18 protein-coding genes are annotated in these 18,705 nt (G+C 69.2%); 11 read left to right on the forward strand and 7 right to left on the reverse strand.

What is annotated here, in order from left to right:
* Positions 1 to 64 precede the first annotated feature (64 nt).
* Positions 65 to 967 carry an alpha/beta hydrolase gene (locus BLS95_RS27705; RefSeq protein ID WP_090938027.1) on the forward strand — a complete coding sequence of 301 codons (903 nt, stop codon included), beginning with the start codon at positions 65 to 67 and terminating at the stop codon, positions 965 to 967.
* A 200-nt stretch (positions 968 to 1,167) separates the two neighbouring features.
* Here the strand turns inward: BLS95_RS27705 and BLS95_RS27710 are convergent, their stop codons facing one another.
* Positions 1,168 to 2,448, reverse strand: coding sequence for an RNA polymerase sigma factor (locus BLS95_RS27710; protein WP_090937376.1), 1,281 nt, complete (start codon positions 2,446 to 2,448; stop codon positions 1,168 to 1,170).
* 2 nt (positions 2,449 to 2,450) lie between these two features.
* Complete coding sequence (locus tag BLS95_RS27715; RefSeq protein WP_218136004.1) at positions 2,451 to 2,825, reverse strand: YciI family protein; 375 nt, start codon at positions 2,823 to 2,825, stop codon at positions 2,451 to 2,453.
* A gap of 199 nt (positions 2,826 to 3,024) precedes the next feature.
* Between BLS95_RS27715 and BLS95_RS27720 the strand changes: the two genes are divergently transcribed.
* The 5 genes from BLS95_RS27720 (at position 3,025) to BLS95_RS27740 (ending at position 6,073) form a co-directional block, all read left to right on the forward strand.
* Positions 3,025 to 3,456 (forward strand): SgcJ/EcaC family oxidoreductase, encoded by a 432-nt coding sequence (locus BLS95_RS27720; protein ID WP_176993406.1) that lies wholly within the window; start codon positions 3,025 to 3,027, stop codon positions 3,454 to 3,456.
* A gap of 54 nt (positions 3,457 to 3,510) precedes the next feature.
* Entirely contained in the window at positions 3,511 to 4,011 is a 501-nt protein-coding gene (locus BLS95_RS27725) for a DinB family protein (protein ID WP_245765313.1), read from the forward strand.
* Between the two features lie 263 nt (positions 4,012 to 4,274).
* On the forward strand, positions 4,275 to 4,496 hold the full coding sequence (locus BLS95_RS27730; protein ID WP_143043897.1) for a hypothetical protein: 222 nt from the start codon (positions 4,275 to 4,277) through the stop codon (positions 4,494 to 4,496).
* A 266-nt stretch (positions 4,497 to 4,762) separates the two neighbouring features.
* Positions 4,763 to 5,359 carry a TVP38/TMEM64 family protein gene (locus BLS95_RS27735; RefSeq protein WP_218136005.1) on the forward strand — a complete coding sequence of 199 codons (597 nt, stop codon included), beginning with the start codon at positions 4,763 to 4,765 and terminating at the stop codon, positions 5,357 to 5,359.
* A gap of 51 nt (positions 5,360 to 5,410) precedes the next feature.
* Positions 5,411 to 6,073, forward strand: coding sequence for a hypothetical protein (locus tag BLS95_RS27740; RefSeq protein WP_143043898.1), 663 nt, complete (start codon positions 5,411 to 5,413; stop codon positions 6,071 to 6,073).
* A gap of 79 nt (positions 6,074 to 6,152) precedes the next feature.
* Here the strand turns inward: BLS95_RS27740 and BLS95_RS27745 are convergent, their stop codons facing one another.
* Together BLS95_RS27745 and BLS95_RS27750 are read right to left on the reverse strand one after the other, a co-directional pair.
* A complete protein-coding gene (locus tag BLS95_RS27745) occupies positions 6,153 to 7,637 on the reverse strand; it encodes a serine/threonine-protein kinase (protein WP_090937391.1) in 1,485 nt (494 codons plus the stop codon).
* Between the two features lie 308 nt (positions 7,638 to 7,945).
* Entirely contained in the window at positions 7,946 to 8,902 is a 957-nt protein-coding gene (locus BLS95_RS27750; protein WP_090937393.1) for a LysR family transcriptional regulator, read from the reverse strand.
* A gap of 128 nt (positions 8,903 to 9,030) precedes the next feature.
* Between BLS95_RS27750 and BLS95_RS27755 the strand changes: the two genes are divergently transcribed.
* Together BLS95_RS27755 and BLS95_RS27760 are read left to right on the forward strand one after the other, a co-directional pair.
* Positions 9,031 to 10,254: an MFS transporter gene (locus tag BLS95_RS27755; RefSeq protein ID WP_245765314.1), complete on the forward strand. Its 1,224-nt coding sequence runs from the start codon at positions 9,031 to 9,033 to the stop codon at positions 10,252 to 10,254.
* A gap of 229 nt (positions 10,255 to 10,483) precedes the next feature.
* Positions 10,484 to 10,924 carry a hypothetical protein gene (locus BLS95_RS27760; protein ID WP_090937399.1) on the forward strand — a complete coding sequence of 147 codons (441 nt, stop codon included), beginning with the start codon at positions 10,484 to 10,486 and terminating at the stop codon, positions 10,922 to 10,924.
* Positions 10,925 to 11,108: 184 nt separating this feature from the next.
* On the opposite strand, the gene BLS95_RS27765 is transcribed toward BLS95_RS27760, so the two are convergent.
* Both BLS95_RS27765 and BLS95_RS27770 read right to left on the reverse strand, forming a co-directional pair.
* Positions 11,109 to 13,751: a metallophosphoesterase gene (locus BLS95_RS27765; RefSeq protein ID WP_176993408.1), complete on the reverse strand. Its 2,643-nt coding sequence runs from the start codon at positions 13,749 to 13,751 to the stop codon at positions 11,109 to 11,111.
* Positions 13,752 to 13,864: 113 nt separating this feature from the next.
* A complete protein-coding gene (locus BLS95_RS27770) occupies positions 13,865 to 14,449 on the reverse strand; it encodes a TetR/AcrR family transcriptional regulator (protein WP_090938034.1) in 585 nt (194 codons plus the stop codon).
* Positions 14,450 to 14,524: 75 nt separating this feature from the next.
* Between BLS95_RS27770 and BLS95_RS27775 the strand changes: the two genes are divergently transcribed.
* A complete protein-coding gene (locus BLS95_RS27775) occupies positions 14,525 to 15,502 on the forward strand; it encodes a DsbA family protein (protein ID WP_090937405.1) in 978 nt (325 codons plus the stop codon).
* Here BLS95_RS27775 and BLS95_RS27780 read toward each other — a convergent pair.
* Positions 15,477 to 16,709 carry a hypothetical protein gene (locus BLS95_RS27780; RefSeq protein WP_090937408.1) on the reverse strand — a complete coding sequence of 411 codons (1,233 nt, stop codon included), beginning with the start codon at positions 16,707 to 16,709 and terminating at the stop codon, positions 15,477 to 15,479. The genes BLS95_RS27775 and BLS95_RS27780 overlap by 26 nt on opposite strands.
* Positions 16,710 to 16,896: 187 nt before the next feature.
* Between BLS95_RS27780 and BLS95_RS27785 the strand changes: the two genes are divergently transcribed.
* Together BLS95_RS27785 and BLS95_RS27790 are read left to right on the forward strand one after the other, a co-directional pair.
* Positions 16,897 to 17,853 carry an NAD-dependent epimerase/dehydratase family protein gene (locus BLS95_RS27785; protein WP_090937411.1) on the forward strand — a complete coding sequence of 319 codons (957 nt, stop codon included), beginning with the start codon at positions 16,897 to 16,899 and terminating at the stop codon, positions 17,851 to 17,853.
* Positions 17,850 to 18,692 carry a glycosyltransferase family 2 protein gene (locus tag BLS95_RS27790; RefSeq protein WP_090937415.1) on the forward strand — a complete coding sequence of 281 codons (843 nt, stop codon included), beginning with the start codon at positions 17,850 to 17,852 and terminating at the stop codon, positions 18,690 to 18,692. The genes BLS95_RS27785 and BLS95_RS27790 overlap by 4 nt, the downstream gene beginning before the upstream one ends.
* Positions 18,693 to 18,705 lie beyond the last annotated feature (13 nt).

An 18,705-nucleotide genomic window follows, 5' to 3' on the forward strand; every position in this document is an offset into this window, starting at 1 on the left:
CGTCGAGTTTTCGAAAGGTACCGCCGAAGGAGGCGGTGACCGTCCTACACAGGAGGTGGACATCATGGCGAGCGAGCGTTCGCAGATGGTCAGGGATCACTGGCGCAGCATGACGGAAGCGGCCGTCGCGAATCCGGGCCAGACGCCCGAGGAGGTACGGGAGAGGGTCGAACGGTTCTGGCCCGCCCTGACGGCCGAACCTGGCGGCGTGGACTACCTCGAAGTGGAGGTGGCCGGTCGGCCGGCGCTGTGGGCCGTGCCGAAGGGGGCGGCCGAGGACCAGGTGGTCTTCAGCGTGCATGGGGGCGGTGGTGTGAGCGGCTCGATCTATACGCATCGGAAGATGTTCGCCCACCTGGCCAAGGCGGTGGGGGCCCGCGCGTTGCTCGTCGGGTACCGCCAGGAGGCCTACCCTGTGCCGCTGGAGGACACGACCACCGCATACAGGTGGCTGCTCGACCAGGGGACGAACGCCGGGCACATCGCCGTCGTCGGCGACTCGATCGGAGGCGGGCTGTCCGTCTCGACGCTGTTGCGTGCCCGGGAGTTGGGCCTGCCCATCCCGGCCGCGTTGATGTTGATATCGCCGTTTGTGGATATGACCGTCAGCAACGACACCTTCGCCACGAACAGCACGAACGAGGCCTTCTTCTACAAGGAGGTGGTGTCTTTCCTCGCCTCGGCGTACCTGGCGGGTGCCGACCCGAAGGAGCCGCTGGCCAGCCCGCTCTATGCGGATCTGAGCGGCCTGCCGCCGACGTACGTCCAGGTGGGCGAGCACGAGACGCTGCTCGGCGAGAGCCTCGAATTCGAGCAGAACGCCCGTGAGGCCGGCGTGGACGTCCGGCTCGACGTGTTCCCCGAGCAACAGCACACCTTTCAGATGGCCGCCGGATACTCACCCGAGTCCGACGACGCGCTCCGGAGGCTCGCCGAGTGGGTCCGGCCGAAGATCGGCCTCGGCTGACCTCCCGACCGGCGCCGCCGGCCGGCAGGCTCCTGGGTCTACGAACTGACCGATGGGGGACGGAACCGGAGCCGAGCCGCTCTCCGCGTTCCGTAAGGACGCCGACATCGGCGCGGGGTCTTTGAGGGCGCTGTTCGACCGCACGTCACGGGAGGCGTGCGGTCGAACAGCGCGCGAAGCGGCGAGCCGGCTCCCCTGGCTCAGCCGGTCGTCAGCGACTCCAGCCGGCGCACGAGCTCCGCGCGCTCCACCGCGTTCTCGGAGAGGTCGATCGCCCGTCGGTAGGCGCGCACCGCGCCGGTCACCTCACCGGCCCGGCGCAGCAGCTCAGCATGAGTGGCGTGCAGCGGCTGGTAGCGCTCCAGCGCGGGATCGCCCAGCAACGGGGCCAGCCGCTCCAGGCCGGCGGCGGCCCCGTAGGCGAACCCCACCGCGGCCGCGTGGTTGACCCGCACCACGGGCGAGGGGGTGAGGGCGTCCAACGCCTCGTACAGGTCCGCGATCCGTGCCCAGGACGCCGGGTCATCGCCGGAGGTCTGGAGGTGCGCCGCCGCGATGGCGGCCTGGAGCTGGTAAGGGCCGGGACGCCCGAACCGGACGGCGTGTTCCAGCGCGCGCATCCCTTCGGTGATCCTGTCCTCGTCCCAAAGGGAGCGATCCTGGTCCGGCAACGCGACGTAGCCGCCGAGGCCGTCGACGCGGGCGGCGCGCCGGGCGTCGTGGAGCGTCATCAGGCCGACCAACCCCCATGCCTCGGGCTCGCCCGGCATCAGCTCGCAGAGCAGTCGTCCCAGGCGGATGGCCTCGTCACACAGTTCGCCGCGCACCAGACGGTCACCGGTGCCGGCGGAGTACCCCTCGTTGAAGATCAGGTACAGGACGCGGAGAACCCCCCGCACGCGGCCGGGGAGGTCCTCGCCGGCGGGCACCCGGTAAGGGATTCGGGCGTCGGCGATCTTGCGTTTGGCGCGGACGATGCGCTTGCCCATCGTGGGCTCGGCGACCAGGAACGCCCGTGCGATCTCGCCGGTCGTCAGGCCGCCGAGCATGCGCAGGGTCAACGCGACCCTGGCCGGCATGTCCAGCGCGGGATGGCAGCACGTGAAGATCAGCCGCAATCGGTCATCGCCGATCTCGTCGGCCTCGTCCACCTGGTCCGCAGCAGGATGTTCCGGCTGGTCGAGCCGGAGCAACGCGGCCAGGCGCTCGGCGCGGTCGGCGACGGAACGCTCTCGGCGCAGCCGGTCGATCGCCCGTCGCCGGGCCGCTACGGTGATCCACGCCCCAGGGTTGGCCGGGACCCCGTCACGCCGCCAGGTCACGAGCGCGCTCTCGAACGCGTCCTGGACGGCCTCCTCGGCGAGCTGGAAGTCACCTACATACCTGATCAGCGTCGCCAGCACGGCGGCACGCTCGTCCCGGAACACCTTCACGGCCGCCGCGTCACCCGCCGACGACGCGTCCCCGTTCCGTGCGGTCATGCTCACACGCCGGGGGCGGCCGGAGACTCGCTCAGGTCCATGATGGGCCGTACCTCGACCGAGCCGTGGCGCGCGGTGGGCATCCGGGCCGCATGGCGCAGCGCCTCGTCAAGGTCGGCGCACCGCAGGACGTAGTAGCCCGCGAGGAACTCCTTGGTCGTCGCGAACGGTCCGTCGGTGAGCTCGGTCTCACCGCCGCGCACCCGCACCGTCGTCGCGGCCGTCACCGGATGCAGGGGACCGTGGGCGACGAGCAGCCCGGCCTCCCGAAGGTTCTCCGTCAGCTCCAGCCAGAGGGGCATCTCGGCCCATCTGTCCACCTGCTGCTCGCTGTCGTCGGTATGCGGCGCGTACAGCAGCACCATGTAGTCCGGCATCGGACCCCCCATTGTTCTTGCGCATTTGCGCGGCCCTCATCGGTACGACGCAGCCGACATGAAATTTGGACAAACCGGTCCCCTTGAGCTTATGGGGAGGAGCGAAAGACGGCAGGCCACCTGCTGTCCAAATCGGCAGAGGTGCCGCGTCGTTCAGTCGAGCCGTCGTCCGGCGGCCCTGCGACTCCAGGAGAACGAGATGACTTCAGAACTGTACGCACAAAGCCCGGGTGAGCCCTCGACGGCCGGCGACGGGGAGCGTTCCGTTCTCGCGTTGTTCGACGCGACGTCCGGGGCGTGGAGCGACGGCGACGCCGACGCGTTCGCCGACCGGTACGCCTCGGATGCCACGGTGATCCTGCCCGGCGTTCACCTGCGGGGCAAGGACCAAATCCGGGCCAGCATGGGAGCGGCCTTCGCCGGCCCACTACACGGCTCGCGGCGCATTCACACCCCGCTGAGCGTACGCTTCCTCACGCAGGACGTGTCCGTCGTGGTCACCCGCAGCGCCACCGTGTTCCCCGGCGAGGCCGAGCCTCCAGTGGACCGGTGGGAGCTGGCGACCTGGGCGCTCACCCGCCATGACGGCCGATGGGTGGTCGAGACGTACCACAGCTGCCCCGCGGGATGATCGCGGACGAAGCCCATTCGTATGACGACGGTTGCATCGCCCGGGAGGGCAGCCATGGCTTCCACCAGCACAATGACCGCGGAAGCCGCTGCCCTGCGGCACTTCCTCGACGCCCAGCGGGCCAGCGCCCTGGCGATCCTGGACGGACTCACCGACGAGCAGTTGCGGACCTCGGTCCTGCCCTCGGGGTGGACGCCGCTCGGGCTGATCAAGCATCTGGCGTATGCCGAGCGCCACTGGTTCCAAAGGGTGTTCCGCGGGACCGTGGCCGATGTGCCATGGCCTGATGACGATGAGGAGCTGATGACCTCGGCGCATCCGGTCGCGGAGGTGTTCGCCTTTTATCGGGAGCAGTGCGAACGAGGCAACGCCCTGCTGGCCACGACTCCGCTGGACGCGAAGCCGGCTGGGCGGCACGGCGGCAACGCGGACGACGAGACCGCCGATCTGCGCGGGATCGTTCTCCACATGATCGAGGAGACCGCCCGGCATCTCGGCCACCTCGATGCCGCGCGCGAGCTCCTCGACGGCCGCACCGGCCTCGGCCCTCGCTAGCGGCCACCCCGAGCCGGCCTCGCTGGACCCCGTGGGAGGCCTCGTGATCGCAGAAGTGATCACGAGGCCGTTTTCTGTTTTGCCCTACTTCAGTTGTACCAAGGGAAAATTGCCCAAGTGGCTACATCACGCACGTGGCGGTGCGAAACACTTGAATACCGGAGATCTTAAAACCCTGTGGATATGTGACCGTGCCGCCTGGCTTGAGGCAGCTGACGCTGACTCCTTCGGCCGGCCGTATCCGTACTGCATACGAGCTCCCGTTGGAGGCCGAGGAGATCGTTGCCACCAGCGACGTGACGCCAGGTGTCCCCGGAACACAGAGCACCTGCGAGGAGGAGGCTTCGGTCACGCAGACCTTGCCATCGGACGTGGAGGACGGCGACGCGAGCGCGACGGACGCCGATCCGATCGTCAGTAACAGCGCGGTGGCGATTCCACCGATCAATCCTTTAGCGGTCAGAGACATCTCTACCCCTTTTTGAGTGATTTCGTCGTGCTGCCTTGCGCCGGAGGGAACGTCGTTGCTTGGCTCCCGATATGAGCGTGTCGGATCCGACGATTCCCATGTTCGCCGTCGGATGCCATGATGCTCAGCGCCACCGATAATGCTCTGCGTGCCTTGTCGTGGGGCCTTTCGTGCACGGGCCGCTGGGTATGATTCCAGGTCGTGCCGACCGCATCCGTTGAGCCGAGCCGCCCGTCATGGCGTCGATGGTGGTGTGCGGTGGCTGGGCTCGTTCTGGTTCTCGTGGCCTTCGTGATCGTCGTTGGCGGCGGTCTGGACGTGGCCACGCTGCAACAATCGGTCCGAGCGGCCGGCCTGTGGGCGCCCGGGGTGTTCGTACTTTTTCAGGTGGTCGTTACCTTTACGCCGGTGCCACGAACCGCGTTTTCGGTGGCCGCGGGGGTGCTGTTCGGTGCGGTGCTCGGCACCGTGGTCGCAGTGGTCGCGACAATTGGAGCGGCAGCACTGACGTTCTGGCTGGTCCGGCTCGGCACCGCGGGGCTGGCCGCCCGGCATGCCGATCGTCGCGTGATGGCGTGGGTGCGGGCGCGGCTGGAACGCAGCCCACTGGTCGCCGTCCTGTCGTTCCGGCTGATGCCGATCGTGCCGTTCGCGGTGGTGAACTACGCCTTCGGTGCCTCGGAAGTGCGATTTCTGCCGTACCTCGTCGGCACCACGATCGGCGTGCTGCCTGGCACGGTATCGGTCGTCGTCCTCGGGGGTGCCGCGGCGGGCGGTACGTCGCACCCAGCGCTGCTCGCACTGTCGACGGCCTACGGACTGTTCGGTCTGGTAGGAGTGCTTGTAACGGCTCGGCGGGGCAAGCCGTCGGGTGCCTGAGCGCGCCCTCCGACTTCCACGCCTGCGGATGCTCCTGCGACACTTGGCAGGATGGACGACGCGCTGGCTGCGGCGGTGGGACGGCTCCGGGAGACGTTCGCCCGCTACCCGCGGCGGACAGTGCTTGAAGGATGTCCGCACTGTCGTGGTCCTGTGCGGGTGGATGAGCATGACCTGTTCTCGTTGACGCTCAGGCTCGGGGGCACGGTCGGGACCGACGACGACGTGAAGAGCCTGGTGCCGTTGCTGCTGGAACGGCTCGCCACCGGAAATGAACTTGTGCCCAGTGTGATTTCCAGCTTGCTGGTCCGGCAGGACTGGCGGACCTGGCCGGCGGCCGAGCAGGAGGCTGTCGACGGCTACCTGATGGTGGTCTGGCGGTTGCTGCTGGCGGAGCATCCGCCGCGGGTCGGCTCATTTGGCGACGCGGCCGAATTCCTCGGCATGGCCGACGAGCTCTGCGGCGGCATCGGACTCTTCCTCCATGATTGGGACACCATCCGCGGGTCGGCGGCAGACCGGCACATCGCCGACCTGGTGATCGGGTGGGTCGGCGGCGCGCAACTGCCCGCTGCGGTCCTCACCTGGTTGCACCGCGACGTGGTACGAGACCGCCTGTACGACGCATTCGAGCGTGATCACGACGCGGCGTGGGCCGATGACCTGGCACGAGCCTACGATTTGCTTTCATGGCAGGTCAGTTCTGACATGTGAGGCAGCCTGTTGCGCTCCCCTGTCGAGGGCGTCCGGTCGATACCCTGGCCGACCCTCTCGTCCCGGACAGGCGGCCGGCTCAGCGTGCCGGGCGTGCCTCCTCCAGGGCCGCGGCCGCTGAGACACCCGCGCGCACGATGGCCTTGGTCCCCGATCGTGGGCCGCTGTAGCTGAGAATGGCCGTGACGTTGGAGATGCGGAGCACCATGTTGGCCACGTACGGGCCGTTCTCCATCCGGTAGACGGAGGCGAACGATTCCTCCCCGGCCACGGGTGTCCGAGAGAACGTGACATCCGGATACTCGTCGCGATAGTCCTGATAGGTCTGTTTTATGGCGACGAAGTTGGCCTTGGCGCCATCGACGGTGGGCACCCGGTACACCGACACAGCCGCGTAGGACTCGTTGACGCCGCGATACTGGCAGATCGCCCTGGCCTGGTGATCCTCCTTGAGCCCACTGCCGAGCAGCGTACGCACCTGACCGGCGGTCAGTACGCGGCACGAGTGCAGTCCGGTGCCGAAAAGCGGTTTCGCGGCCGGGGAGGACGTCGCGGGCTTCGCCGCCTGGGTGGCCGAGGAGGTCGTGGAGCGGCCCGGCTCGCCGGTCGGGCCGGAGGTTCCCGGGCGGTTGACCGCCCAGAGCACCGTACCCGCCACCAGGGACAGCGCGAGCGCGAGCGCGCCGCCCACGACGGCGCCCCGGCGGCGCGGGGCGGGCCGCCCCGCCGAGGGCCGGGTGATCTGCGGAACACCGCCCTGGGCCACTGCCTGGAGCCATGCCGACGCCTGCGCGGGGGTGCAGCGCCGCTGGGGCTGTTTCTCCAGCAACGCGACGAGGACGGGCACGAGCGGGCCCGCCCGCCGTGGAGGCTCGGGCTCGTGCAGGAGCACGGCGGCCATCACGGCAGCCGCGTTGGGGCCGGTGTAGGCGGTTCGGCCTTCGACCGCCAGGTACAGGGTGGCTCCCAGCGACCACAGATCGGCCTGCGGACCGTCGGCCTCGCCGCGCAACCGCTCCGGCGCGATGTAGCCGGGCGAGCCGTTCAGCAGGCCGGTCTGGGTCAGCGCCGCGTCGCCCGCCACGGTGGCGATGCCGAAGTCGGTCAGCAGCACTCGCCCGTCCTGGGTGAGCAGGACGTTGCCCGGCTTGACGTCGCGGTGCAGAACCCCCATCGTGTGCGCGGCGGCCAGCGCGTCGAGCATGTGCCGGCCGATCCAGGCGACCTGGGCGGGTGGGAGCGGCCCGTCCTCGCGTACGATCCGGTCGAGGGAGCGGCCGTTGACCAGCTCCATCACGATCCACGGCCGGCCGCTGTCCATGACGACGTCGTGCACCGTGACGATCGACGGATGAGAGCGCAGCCGCGCCGCGGCCCGGGCCTCGCGCAGCGTACGTTCGGTCAGCTCCGCCCTGGCCGCCTCGTTCAGGTCGGCGGGCAGCCGTACTTCCTTGATGGCGACCTGCTGGCGCAGCAACTCGTCGAAGGCCAGCCACACCGTGCCCATGCCGCCCTGGCCCAGTTGCGACATCAGCGTATAGCGGCCCGCCAACATCATCGTCATGCCCCCGTCACGGGGCGGGAGGTGTCATCGGGGCATAAATGGGCCGTTGACTGTCCGGTCCCGGCCGGCGCGCATTCCGCCGCCATCTGGTCCTCCTGGGCTGAGAGGTCACGTGGTTCGGCCGTCCGAGCCGGGCTCATATGTCCAGGAGCGCGTCGCCGCTGCTCGGCGATCATCGAAGCCCGTCGGGGACGGCATACCGTAGCACGCGCGGAGCCTGGTAGGCGGCCGATCCGCCTGCGGTTGACCGTCTCGCCCTGGGACCCGTGAGGCCGGGGGACGGGGGCCGTGGACCGGCACGGGGATGATCAGTGACCGCCGCGGTGTGCGCTGCCCCGCGGGGTTGCCCAGGACGGGAGCCAGGCCGGCTCGGGGAGCGGTGCCAGGGTTGCGAGGTGGTCGATGATCGCTCGAAGTCCCGGGTGCGGGTTCGTACTGGGGAACATGAGGGAGAGCGGGTAGGCGAGCGTCGGGTTCACGATGGGGATGCGGCGTAGGTCGTGGTTCGCCGGCCAGATGTAGCGGTCGCGCGCGCCGACGAGGGTGGCCATGTCGGCGGAGTCCGCGAGGGCGTCGAGGAGCACCTCGTTACCGAAGTTCGGGCCTGTCGCGTCGATGCGGAGGTCGAAGGCGGAGGCGAGCTGATCGTAGAACTCCGCCCATTCGCTTCTGGGCACGATACCCGGCACCCAGATCCGCAGTTTGCGCAGTTGGGATGGGGTCAGCGTTCGTGCGGAGGCGAGCGGATGCCGGGGGCCGACGAGAAGTTCCAGCGGGGAGTCGAAGGCGCGGATCATCTGTACGTCGCGCGGCAGCGTGGCCGGATCGACGACCGTGCGGAACGAGGCGTCGACATCGCCTGCCTGGACGGCGGCGGCCGCCACCTGGGGGTCGTTGACCCTGAGGGTCACCACGTCGAGGTCGGTTTCGGGATGCGACCGCCAATAGTCGTGCAGAACGACGGCCTGAGCGCTACGCAGGCCCAGAACGTCGATCCGAAGGGCCCGCGAGCCCGGCCTGACCGCGGTGACGGCGCGATCAACACCCGCGACGATGGTCCGTGCGTGTGGGAGGAACGCCTGGCCGTCGAGCGTCAGTTCGACCCCTCGGGCGGTACGGGTGAACAGGCGGACCTCCAGTTCGCGCTCCAGGGCGGCGATCCGCTTCGAGATCGCCTGCTGTGTCACGCCCAGCTCGTCGGCCGTGTGTTGCAACTGTCCGAGCTCGGCCGCCCGGACGAAGGATCGCACTGCCTCGGTGTCCACGGGCTCAGCTTAGGCTTACCCAACCGATCGTTGTGGCTCGCCGTAAGGCGGTTGTTTGATCCTGCGCTGCTGTAGCCGATGTGATTCAGGGATCCAAACATCGGTTGTGGTGGAGGAGCCGGGTGCGCGTGAAATTGGGGTCCGATTTCGGCTGGCTGTGGTCGGCCTACGCCGTCAGCACGTACGGGACGTGGATCGCGTTCGGGGCGTTCCCGCTCGTCGCGGTTGACGTGCTGCACTCGTCGGCATTCGCGGTTTCGCTGCTGGAGGCAGCCGGGCTTGCCGTCGCGGCGATCGTCGCGTTCCCGCTCGGGCCGTGGATCGAGCGCCGGGCCAAGCGTCCGGTGATGATCGCGATGGACCTGGCTCGGTTCCTCGCGATGGCGAGTGTTCCGGTCGCGTACTTCCTCGGTTTGCTCTCCTACGGCCAGTTGCTGGTCGTCTCGGTCATTTCCGGAACCGCGAGCATCGCCTTCACCGCCGCGTCCGGCGCGTACCTGAAATACCTCGTCCGCGGCGATCACCTCCTGGCCGCGAACGCGAGATTCGAGGGCACGAGCTGGGTGGCGACCGCGGCCGGCCCGCCCATGGGCGGCGCGCTCATCGGGCTGCTCGGCCCGGTCATCACCGTCATGGCCGACGCCCTCAGTTACCTGCTGTCCGCGCTCGGGGTCCTCCGCATCCGCGGAGGCGACGTCGCGGCACCCCGCGGCCCGGCCCCCAGGTCGCGCGGAGCCGACCTGCTCGGCGGCTGGCGGTTCATCCTCCACGACCGGGCGCTACGGCGCCTGTTCCTCAACTCGATCCTGGTCAGCGGCCTGATCATGGCCACCGGCCCGCTTCTTGCCGTCCTCCTGCTGGAGGAATACCACTTCCCGGCCTGGCAGTACGGGCTTGCCTTCGGCGTCCCGGCACTCGGCGGCTTCGTGGGCGCCCGCCTGTCCGTACGCCTCGTGAAGCGCTACGGCCGGCACCGGGTCATGGCGGTCTCCGGGTGGCTGCGCTCGCTCTTTCCGCTCGGTCTCGCGTTCGTCCATCCCGGCATCACCGGACTCCTCACTGTGATCATCGTCGAGGGCCTGCTGATCACCTGTATGGGCATCTTCAACCCGATCTACGCCACAGAACGCCTGCGCCGAACTCCCCCGGATCATGCCGCCCGGGTCCTCAGCGCATGGAGTGTCAGCAGCAAACTCGTGCAGGCCACCCTCATGGTGATCTGGGGCATCCTCGCCACACTCACCAGCCCCCTCGCCGCGATCACCATCTCCGGCGTTCTCCTGCTCGCCACCCCGCTCTTGCTGCCCGAACGCACACACCTGTTCGACCCCGAAGACGTCCCGGCCGCATGACTCACCGCCGCGCCCCGCAGGCTCATCCAGCGCTGTTTTTCGCCACCGCCACGTCCTTGTGTGCAGTAGTGCGCACAAGGCCCCTTGTGTGTCGTTGTGCGCAGAGCGGGGTGGCGGTCCCCTCCTACTGTTCTCGTTGTCCGGAACGCGAGAGAAACACTCGGCCGGCAAACGGGGTAAAGCCCGGCGCCCTCGCTCCCAGAGGGTGCCCACTCAACGGAGGAAAACTGTGCGTACCATAGGCAAGCTGCTCGTCGGCACCGTTCTGGCCGGTGCCGTGGCCACGGGGATCGCCGCCGCTCCGGCCGCTTCGGCCTCGGCCGCGACGGCCACCACGGCGATCGCCGCCACCACCGCCACCGCGGCCTATTCCAACGGCTGGAAGCGTTTCGATCGCGGCGACGGCCGCTTCGAGTACCGCTGGGGCAAGAGCAACGGCCGCTACTGGCTCGACTTCCGGATGTGGGACCGCGACCGCCACGACCGCGACTACAGCTTCTTCGACGTCTACTACAAGCGCGACGGCCGCTGGTACCACTACAAGCGCTTCAGCTCCAAGAGCTTCTACAGCAACAAGATCGTATTCGGCAGGGACGTCGACGACTTCCGCATCCGCGGCGGCTACGGCCACGACAACCGCTTCGGCTGGGGCGGCTACCACTACCGCTAATGCGAGTCCGTGCCCTCACCGGTGGTCCCGGGAAGTCGCCCTCCACCCGAGTGGCGCCGAACCCTCGACGGTCCGGTGCCGACGAACCAAATCTCGCCGGTCGGCGGTGGCTGTTTCTTGGTGGTCTCCGGTGTGTCGGACGAAGGCCCGGGTCGTGGATGGTTTTCCGGACCCGGGCCTTCGGTCATTGGTCGGCGAGGAATTCTTCGATTGCCGTCTTGACCTCCTTGCCGGTGGCGTGGCCGGCCACGATGCGCATCACCTGGCCCTGTATGTTGTCCTTGCCGTACCGGTCGTACGTGTCCGCGATCACGAGGTCCAGCCAGGGACGGGCGATGGGAGCCGGCTTGCCGTCGTGCGGTGCGGCGAGGACTGCCGTGATCGCCTCCACGATCCGTCGCTGCGCAGCCGTGGCACTGTCCCGCAGGGGTGCGCGGTGGTCCTCCGGCAGTTGATCGATGATCGTCCTGGCCTTGGCGAGGTCGGCGATGGAGGCGTCGATGGCGGCCTGGTCGGTGAGGTCGCGCGAGATGATTCCCGCGAGCAGGTCCTGCGCCTGGACGATCGTCCTGACCACGTCGAGTCGCCGGGTCAGCCAGTCCACGTCGGGACCGGCGGGGAGCTTGGCGATCGCGGTCTCGGCGGCCTGGATCGTCTCGGCCGACGGGTGCGCCTCCGCGGCGGCGACCGCCTCCCGGGCGGCCGCGAGGTCCTGAGCTGCGACGATCGCCTTCACCGCATTGAGTCGCTGGGTCAGCGCGTCGGCGTCGGGACCGGCGGGCAGCTTGGCGATCGCGGCTTCGGCGACCGCGATCGTCTCCGCCGACGGGTGAGCCTCCGCGGCGGCGACGGCGTTCTGCGCGTCCTCGAGCCCCTCGTCCTCACCTCCGGCGATGTCGACGTCCATCGAACCGATGATGAGGGGCAGGTTGTTGGCGCCGACGATCCGCATGTCGGCGTTGCCGTTCTGGCGGTTACGGAACATCACCTGCGGCAGGGGGAGTGTCGCGGTCTGCCAGGTGTTCACCTGGCCGGCGGTGATGTTCACCCGAGGAGTGCTCTGGTAGGCCGACCCGGTGGCCGCGGAGTCGTACTGGAGGACGAACGACCCGGCCACCGGAGACCGGTACTCGATGGTCGCCGTGCCGTCGTAGGGCCCGCCCTGGATGAACTTGTCGTCGACCACGAGGTAGAGGTTGTTGCCGGTGTTGAAGGTGTTCTTGTCCACCTGCAGCGCCTGGCGGCCGTCGACGGTGATCTCATGGGCCGGGCCGCTCTCGTAGGGCATCCAGTTCAGCCCGTTGGGTTCGCCGGAGAAGTCCATCGACACGTGGGTCACGGTCGGCTTGGGCGGAGCGACCTCGATCTTCACCCCGGAGATGGCGAGCGGAAGGTTGGCCGCGGCCGACAGACGCATGTCGGCGCCGCCGTTCTCACGGTTGGTGAACCGGATGTCGGGGATGTCGATCGACGCCGTCTGCCACTGGTTCACCTGGTCCGCGCCGATCGTCACCGGCGTCGACTTCTGGTAGGCCGAGCCGCTCGTCGCGGAGTCGTACTGGAGAGCGAACGTGCCCGGGACGGGCGAGCGATAGGTGAACGTGGCCTTCACCTTGTACGGTCCGCCGGAGATCGCCGTGTCGTCGACGAACATGTAGAGCTGGTTGGCCCCACCGAACGAGTTCTTCTGCAGTTGGAGCGCCTTGCGGCCGTCGACCGTGGTCTCCTCGTAGGGGCCGTCCTCGTAGTTCTTGTACGTCAGCCCGTCACTCTTGTCGGCCGCGAGGTCGAAAGAGACGCTGTACTTGTTGGGGGTCGGGTTGTCCCCCGGATCGGGGTTCGGGTCGACCCAGTCGGTGCGCTCGGCCACGTAAGCCTTGCCCTGGGCGTCCTTCTTGAGGATGAAGTAATAGTCGACCTTGCCCGGCAGCGTCACGAACTCGGCCTTCAGGGAGTCCTTGGTGACGGTCAGCCGCATGGCGCCGAAGTCCTTGGCCTCACGGTAGAGGCTGCCCGATGTGGTGCTGAACAGGGGCGTGATGCCCTCGCCGCCGTTACCGGTGATCGCGATGTTGTAGCCGTCGGAGGTGACGATGTGCTCGGCGTGGTGGTCGTGGCCCGCCAGGATCAGATCGACGCCCGGCGTCATCATCCACGCCCGGTCCGGGTTGTTGCCGGCCTTGCCGGAGCTGTAGATGGGCTGGTGGCCGCCGGAGAGGACCCAGGCGGCGGCGCTGTCGTCGACCGTGTTCTTGTACTGGTCGTAGATGGGCGGCTTCGTAGTGCCCGACGACGTCTGGCAGTTGGCGTCCGGGTTCAGGAAGTCCACCAGCCCGTTGCCGAACCCCGCCACGTACGCCACCGGGACCTTGAAGAAGTCCACGCTGGGCTTGATGCTCTCCGGGTTGCAGCCGTTGCCGTAGTCGTGGTTGCCCATGATGGGGAAGAACGTGCCCGCGTCGATGTCGGCCTTGTACGGCGCCTGGGCTTTGACGACCTCCTCGGGGCGACCCTGCTGGTAGGTGTTGTCCCCGACGGTCAGGATGTAGGCCGGGTTCCATGAGTGGACCATGTCGGCCACCTGGTTCTCCGAGGCACAGGCCCGGTCCGCACCGCAGCCGCCGTAGTCGCCGATCACGGCAAGGACCAGCTGGTCCTGCGGCGGCTTGCTCGGGTCCACCGCCGGGGTGATCCGCTCAAGCCCGTTTCCCGCTGCCTGGGCCACTTCGGCCGTCTGAGGCGCTGCCTGGGCCACCTGGGGGACGACCGCGGTGATCGCCGCAGTCACCCCCACAAGCGCCCACAACGCTCTTTTCGTGAATGACACGTATCCACCTCTATGGATCTCGCACGGCCATAGTCGGGCTGGACACTAGATCACACATCAGACGACAGGGTTAATTCACCACGAATACGGGACATACGGTACGCACGACGTCTTCAGTCGGTCGTAGTGCTCCGGGAACCGCTTCTGAAGAGTTGCCAGAACGCCAGCGCCGCCTCTTCCGTGGGGACGTGCTCGCGACGTGCCGTCACCCAGTGCGCGACCACGCCGACCAGCGCGCCGGCCAGGTAGGCGGCGTGCATCTCCACCGGTACGTCGTCCCAAACCGCGGGTCGCCGGCCCCCCGCGAAGCGCTGGGCCAGCTCGGCGGTGAGGCGTTCGCGCAGGCGGGCGGCGAAGCGGGCACTGCCCTGGGGACCGAGCATGCGCGCGTATGTGGTGGCGTTGGCGGCCACGTGCTCGAACAACTCCTCCAGCGGAAGAGGGGCGCGGTCGCGGGGAGCGTCGAGGGGACACAGGGCGGCGGCCCTGGCGACCGTGGCGACGGCGTCCTCCAGGGCGTCGGTGACCAGCGAGTCCACGTCGGGATAGTGCAGGTAGACGGTCGCCCGGTTCACCTCGGCGCGCCTGGCCAGCGCGGACATGGTGATGGTGGCGAGCTCCTGCTGCGCGGCCAGCTCCAGCACGGCCGCCTTGAGCCGGGCCCGGGTCCGTTGCGCGCGTGGATCGTCGGAGTGCACGGCGCTCACTATACGACAACCATCGACTATGCGACATGTGTTGACTAATTGACAGTTGTCGCATACTTTGGCGGCATGCGAGTGGAGATCTGGGCGGATGTCGTCTGCGGGTGGGCCCACATCGGCCAGCGGCGGCTGGAGAAGGCGCTGGCCTCCTGGGAGGGGGAGCCGGTGGAGGTGGTCTGGCGGCCGTACCAGATCGATCCGTCGGCGCCCGCGCGGGCGGTGCCGCTGGCCGAGACGCTGCGCGACCCGATGGCCGACGAGGCGCTGCGGGCCTGCGCGCCCGGCCTGTCCCCGGCGGATAACCGGGCGCGGGTGGCCGAGGTGGCCGCCGCCGAAGGGCTGGGGGCTCAGTGGGGCTCCGAGTGGCGGGCCTCCACGCTGGAGGCGCACCGGCTGATCGCGCTGGCCTACGAGAAGGGTGGCGCGGAGGTGCAGGGGCAGGTGGTGGAGCGGGTGTTGCGCGCCCACTTCGTCGAGGTCCGGGACATCAGCGACCCCGCGTTTCTGAGCGAGGTCGCCGCGGAGGCCGGTCTGGCCGGGTTCGCGGGCGGGGAGGCCGGTTCCGGTGCGGAGCTGACGCGGGAGTTGCTGCTCATCGGCAAGGCCAAGGGCGTACGCACCTCTCCGACGATCATCGTGGGCGACCTCGCGCTGGAGGGCGCGCAGTCACCGGAGACGATCAGGGAGTTCCTGGAGGACGCGAGCCGGCGCGCCCCCCGCCGCCTGCCCGACGAGGTGCGGCGGCTGCGCTGGGCGGAGTCCCTGCTCGACCAGCGCGACCCCCTCGGGGCCCTGACGCTGCTGCGGCCCCTGATGGCGGAGCACGGCGGCGACCGGGGTGTCCGGATGCTGGAGGCCCGGGCGTATTTCGCCTCGGCACAGCTCAACCGCGCCCGTACGGCCCTGGAATCCCTGGTGGCCGAGTCCCCGGACGACTCCTACGCCCGCCACCTGCTCGGCCGCACGCTCCAGCGCCAGGGCAGGCACGACGAGGCCGCCTCCCACCTCACGCTGGCCGCCGTCATGACCCCGGACTACGCGCGCTGAGCGAGAGGTCACCGGCCCCCTGGAGAGGAGGGGGGCCGGCCGCGTTCCTGGACGGCAGTGCGGCGATCAGGAAGGGGATGACCAGGAGGGAGGACAGGGACCACACGGTGTGGAACTGCCACCACGTCATCCCGAAGAGCACCTCGGCATGCAGGTAGCCGACCGCGGCCCAGACACTGGCCGTGATCACCACCGGCCACAGGACCCGAGGCGGGCGGGCGATGAGGTACGGCATCGGCCACATCAGGTATTGGGCACCGAGCCGGTAGGTCAGGATCACGAACGCCAGCAGCAGGACCACGGTCAGGGCGACCGGGTCGGCCCGCCGCCACCACCACCCGGCCGCGAGCAGCCCGATGAGCAGGATCGGCATGCCCACCTGGCCGAGGGCCGGCGAGACCACCTGGGCGCCACCCGTCGCCAGGGCGGTCCAGCCCCAGTCGCCCACCACGGCCCGGGTGGACATGACGGCCTTCCCCAGCGCGACGAGCCCGGTGAACGGGGTGTCCAGGAACACCGAGCTGCTGACCAGGAACGCCCCGGGCACGGCCACGGTCCAGCCGAGCACCGTGAGCCGCCGCCGTCCGGCCACGGCGAGCACCACGCCGGGAACGAGCAGCACCGACCAGTTGGCGCAGGTCACCGAGAGCCCGATGAGCAGCCCGGCCCAGTGGGCCCGGCCGGCGCGGGCGGCGACCAGTGCCGCCACCCCGAACGCGAGTGTGATCGGCGGGAACTGGCCGTGGATGCCGCTCACCATGATCCCGAGCGGCACGCACGCGTACTGGAAGGCGCGCAGCGCCCTGCGCTCATCGGCGAGCTTTGCCACCAGCGGGATCAGGGCCAGATCGGCCAGGACCGGGACGATCCTGCCCACCACTCCCCAGGAGAGCCCTAGCAGGTCACCCAGCTCCCGCTGGGCCGCCAGCACGTAGGCGAGGAAGGGCAGGAAGTGCCAGCCGCCCTCGCGCATGTGCGTGGTCGGGTTGAGACCGTCGAGCACGTGGTCGGCCGCCGCCGGGAAGTCGACGGCGAAGTCGTAAGGCTGGCTCGGGTCCTTCGTGGCCCAGAACATGACCGCGATCCGCAACGCGGCCCCGACACCCAGCGCCACCCACAACGACGGCGCCCATCCCCGGCGCTGGGCGACCAGCGCCGGCACGAGACCGGCCACCAGCAGAAGGCCTATCGCCAGGACTGGGCTCACCTGCTCTCCTTCGACCGGGGGTGTGGCCTTCGCTCGTGCGTTCCATGGACGCCGGCGCCTCGACCGTAGCCTATGCGGGAAGTCCAGAGCGTTGTCTGGAAATGAGCTGTGGGTCTCCTGAGTGGATAAGTGGGCATTCGCCTGGTGGCGGTAGGGTCTCTGGGACGTGAGTGAAGGGAGACCGGGCATGCCGGAACTGGCCGGGGCACGCGTGCTCGTCACGGGTGGTGCGGGCTTCATCGGGAGGCGGTTGGTCGCGACGCTCCTCGCCGAGCAGGCCGAGGTCACGGTCGCCGACTTAAACCCTCACCCGGATCCGGCGGTGCGGTCCGTCGTCGGCGACCTGCGCGACCCGAAGGTGCGCGAGAGCGCCGTCTCGGCCGGGCTCGACGGGGTCGTGCATCTGGCCGCGGTCACCTCGGTGCTCCGCTCGGTGGAGGATCCCGCGGGAACGTACGAGGTCAACGTGGAGGCCACCGCGGGCCTGCTGGAGCTGGCCAGGAAGCACGGCGTGCCGCGTTTCCTGCTGGCCTCGACCAACGCCGTGACCGGCGACGTGGGCAGCGCCCGGATCAGCGAGAACCTGCCGCTGCGCCCGCTCACGCCCTACGGCGCGACCAAGGCGGCGACGGAGATGCTGCTCAGCGCCTATTCCGGGGTGTACGGCATGCGGACGAGCGCGCTGCGCTTCGCCAACGTGTACGGCCCGGGGATGCTGCACAAGGACAGCTTCGTGCCGAGGCTGATGAAGGCCGCCGCTGCCGGGCAGGGGGTCCAGGTGTACGGCGACGGGACCCAGCTACGTGATTACGTTCACGTCGACGACGTGGTCCAGGCCATGCTGATCGCCTGGCACGAGGGCCACGACGGCCCGCTGATCGTCGGCTCGGGCACGTCCGTGAGCGTCAACGAGCTGATCGAGGCGGCCAGGAAGGCCACCGGGACGCCCATCCCCGTCGAGCAGGTCCCCGCGAAGCAGGGCGAGATGCCGGCGGTCGTGCTCGACATCTCGGCGGCCACGGCGCTGGGATATCGGCCACGCCACGATTTGACCTCCGGAATGGCCACAGTCTGGCCGGACTTCGCCCCGGCTCCAGCAGAATCGTCCGCGGAAAAACCCGACGAAACGGAGAATGCCGCATGACAGGCCCGGAGAGGCTGGTGGACCCCGACGCCGCCGCCATAGCGGAGTTCACCAGCCAGTACGGCTCGGACCTGCCGCCCATCGCGATCGTCATCGCCGCCTACAACGAAGAGAACGGCATCGGCAAGGCGCTCGGCGGGATCCCCGCGGTCATTGACGGGATGGAGACCGCGACCATCGTGGTCGTGGACGGCTCGACCGACCGGACGGCGGCCGAGGCGCGCGAGGCCGGCGCCATGGTCTGCGACGTGCCGGTGAACCGCGGGCAGGGTGCCGCGCTGCGGCTGGGCTACCGCCTCGCCCGCGAGGGCGGCGCGCGCTACATCGTGACGACCGACGCCGACGGCCAGTACGACCCGGACGACATCAAGCGTGTGCTGGCCCCGGTCCTACGGGGGGAGGCCGACTTCGCCACCGGCTCCCGCGTGCTGGGCCGGCAGGAGACCTACGACAGGGTGCGCCGGCTCGGCGTGCACGTCTTCGCGTGGATGATCAGCCGGATGACAGGGCAGCGGATCACCGACACCTCCTTCGGCCTGCGCGCGATGCGCGCCGAGGTCACCGGGGCGGTGACGCTCAACCAGCCCCAGTACCAGTCGTCCGAGCTGCTGATCGGCGTGATCTCGCACGGGTTCCGAGTGGTGGAGGTACCGGCGACGATGCGGCTGCGCGCCGCCGGCAGCACCAAGAAGGGCGGGAACCTCGTCTACGGCTACCGCTATTCGCGGGTCGTGGTCGGGACCTGGCTGCGCGAGCGCCGCCGCGCCGCCTCCTCCTCGTCCTCGCCGGTCCCGGCGCCCTCCGCGGGCTCGGAGCCGGTGTCGGCGAAGACGAAGTAGTGGAAGAAAGCGA

The sequence above is a fragment of the Nonomuraea jiangxiensis genome (assembly GCF_900099965.1).
GTDB lineage: Bacteria > Actinomycetota > Actinomycetes > Streptosporangiales > Streptosporangiaceae > Nonomuraea > Nonomuraea jiangxiensis.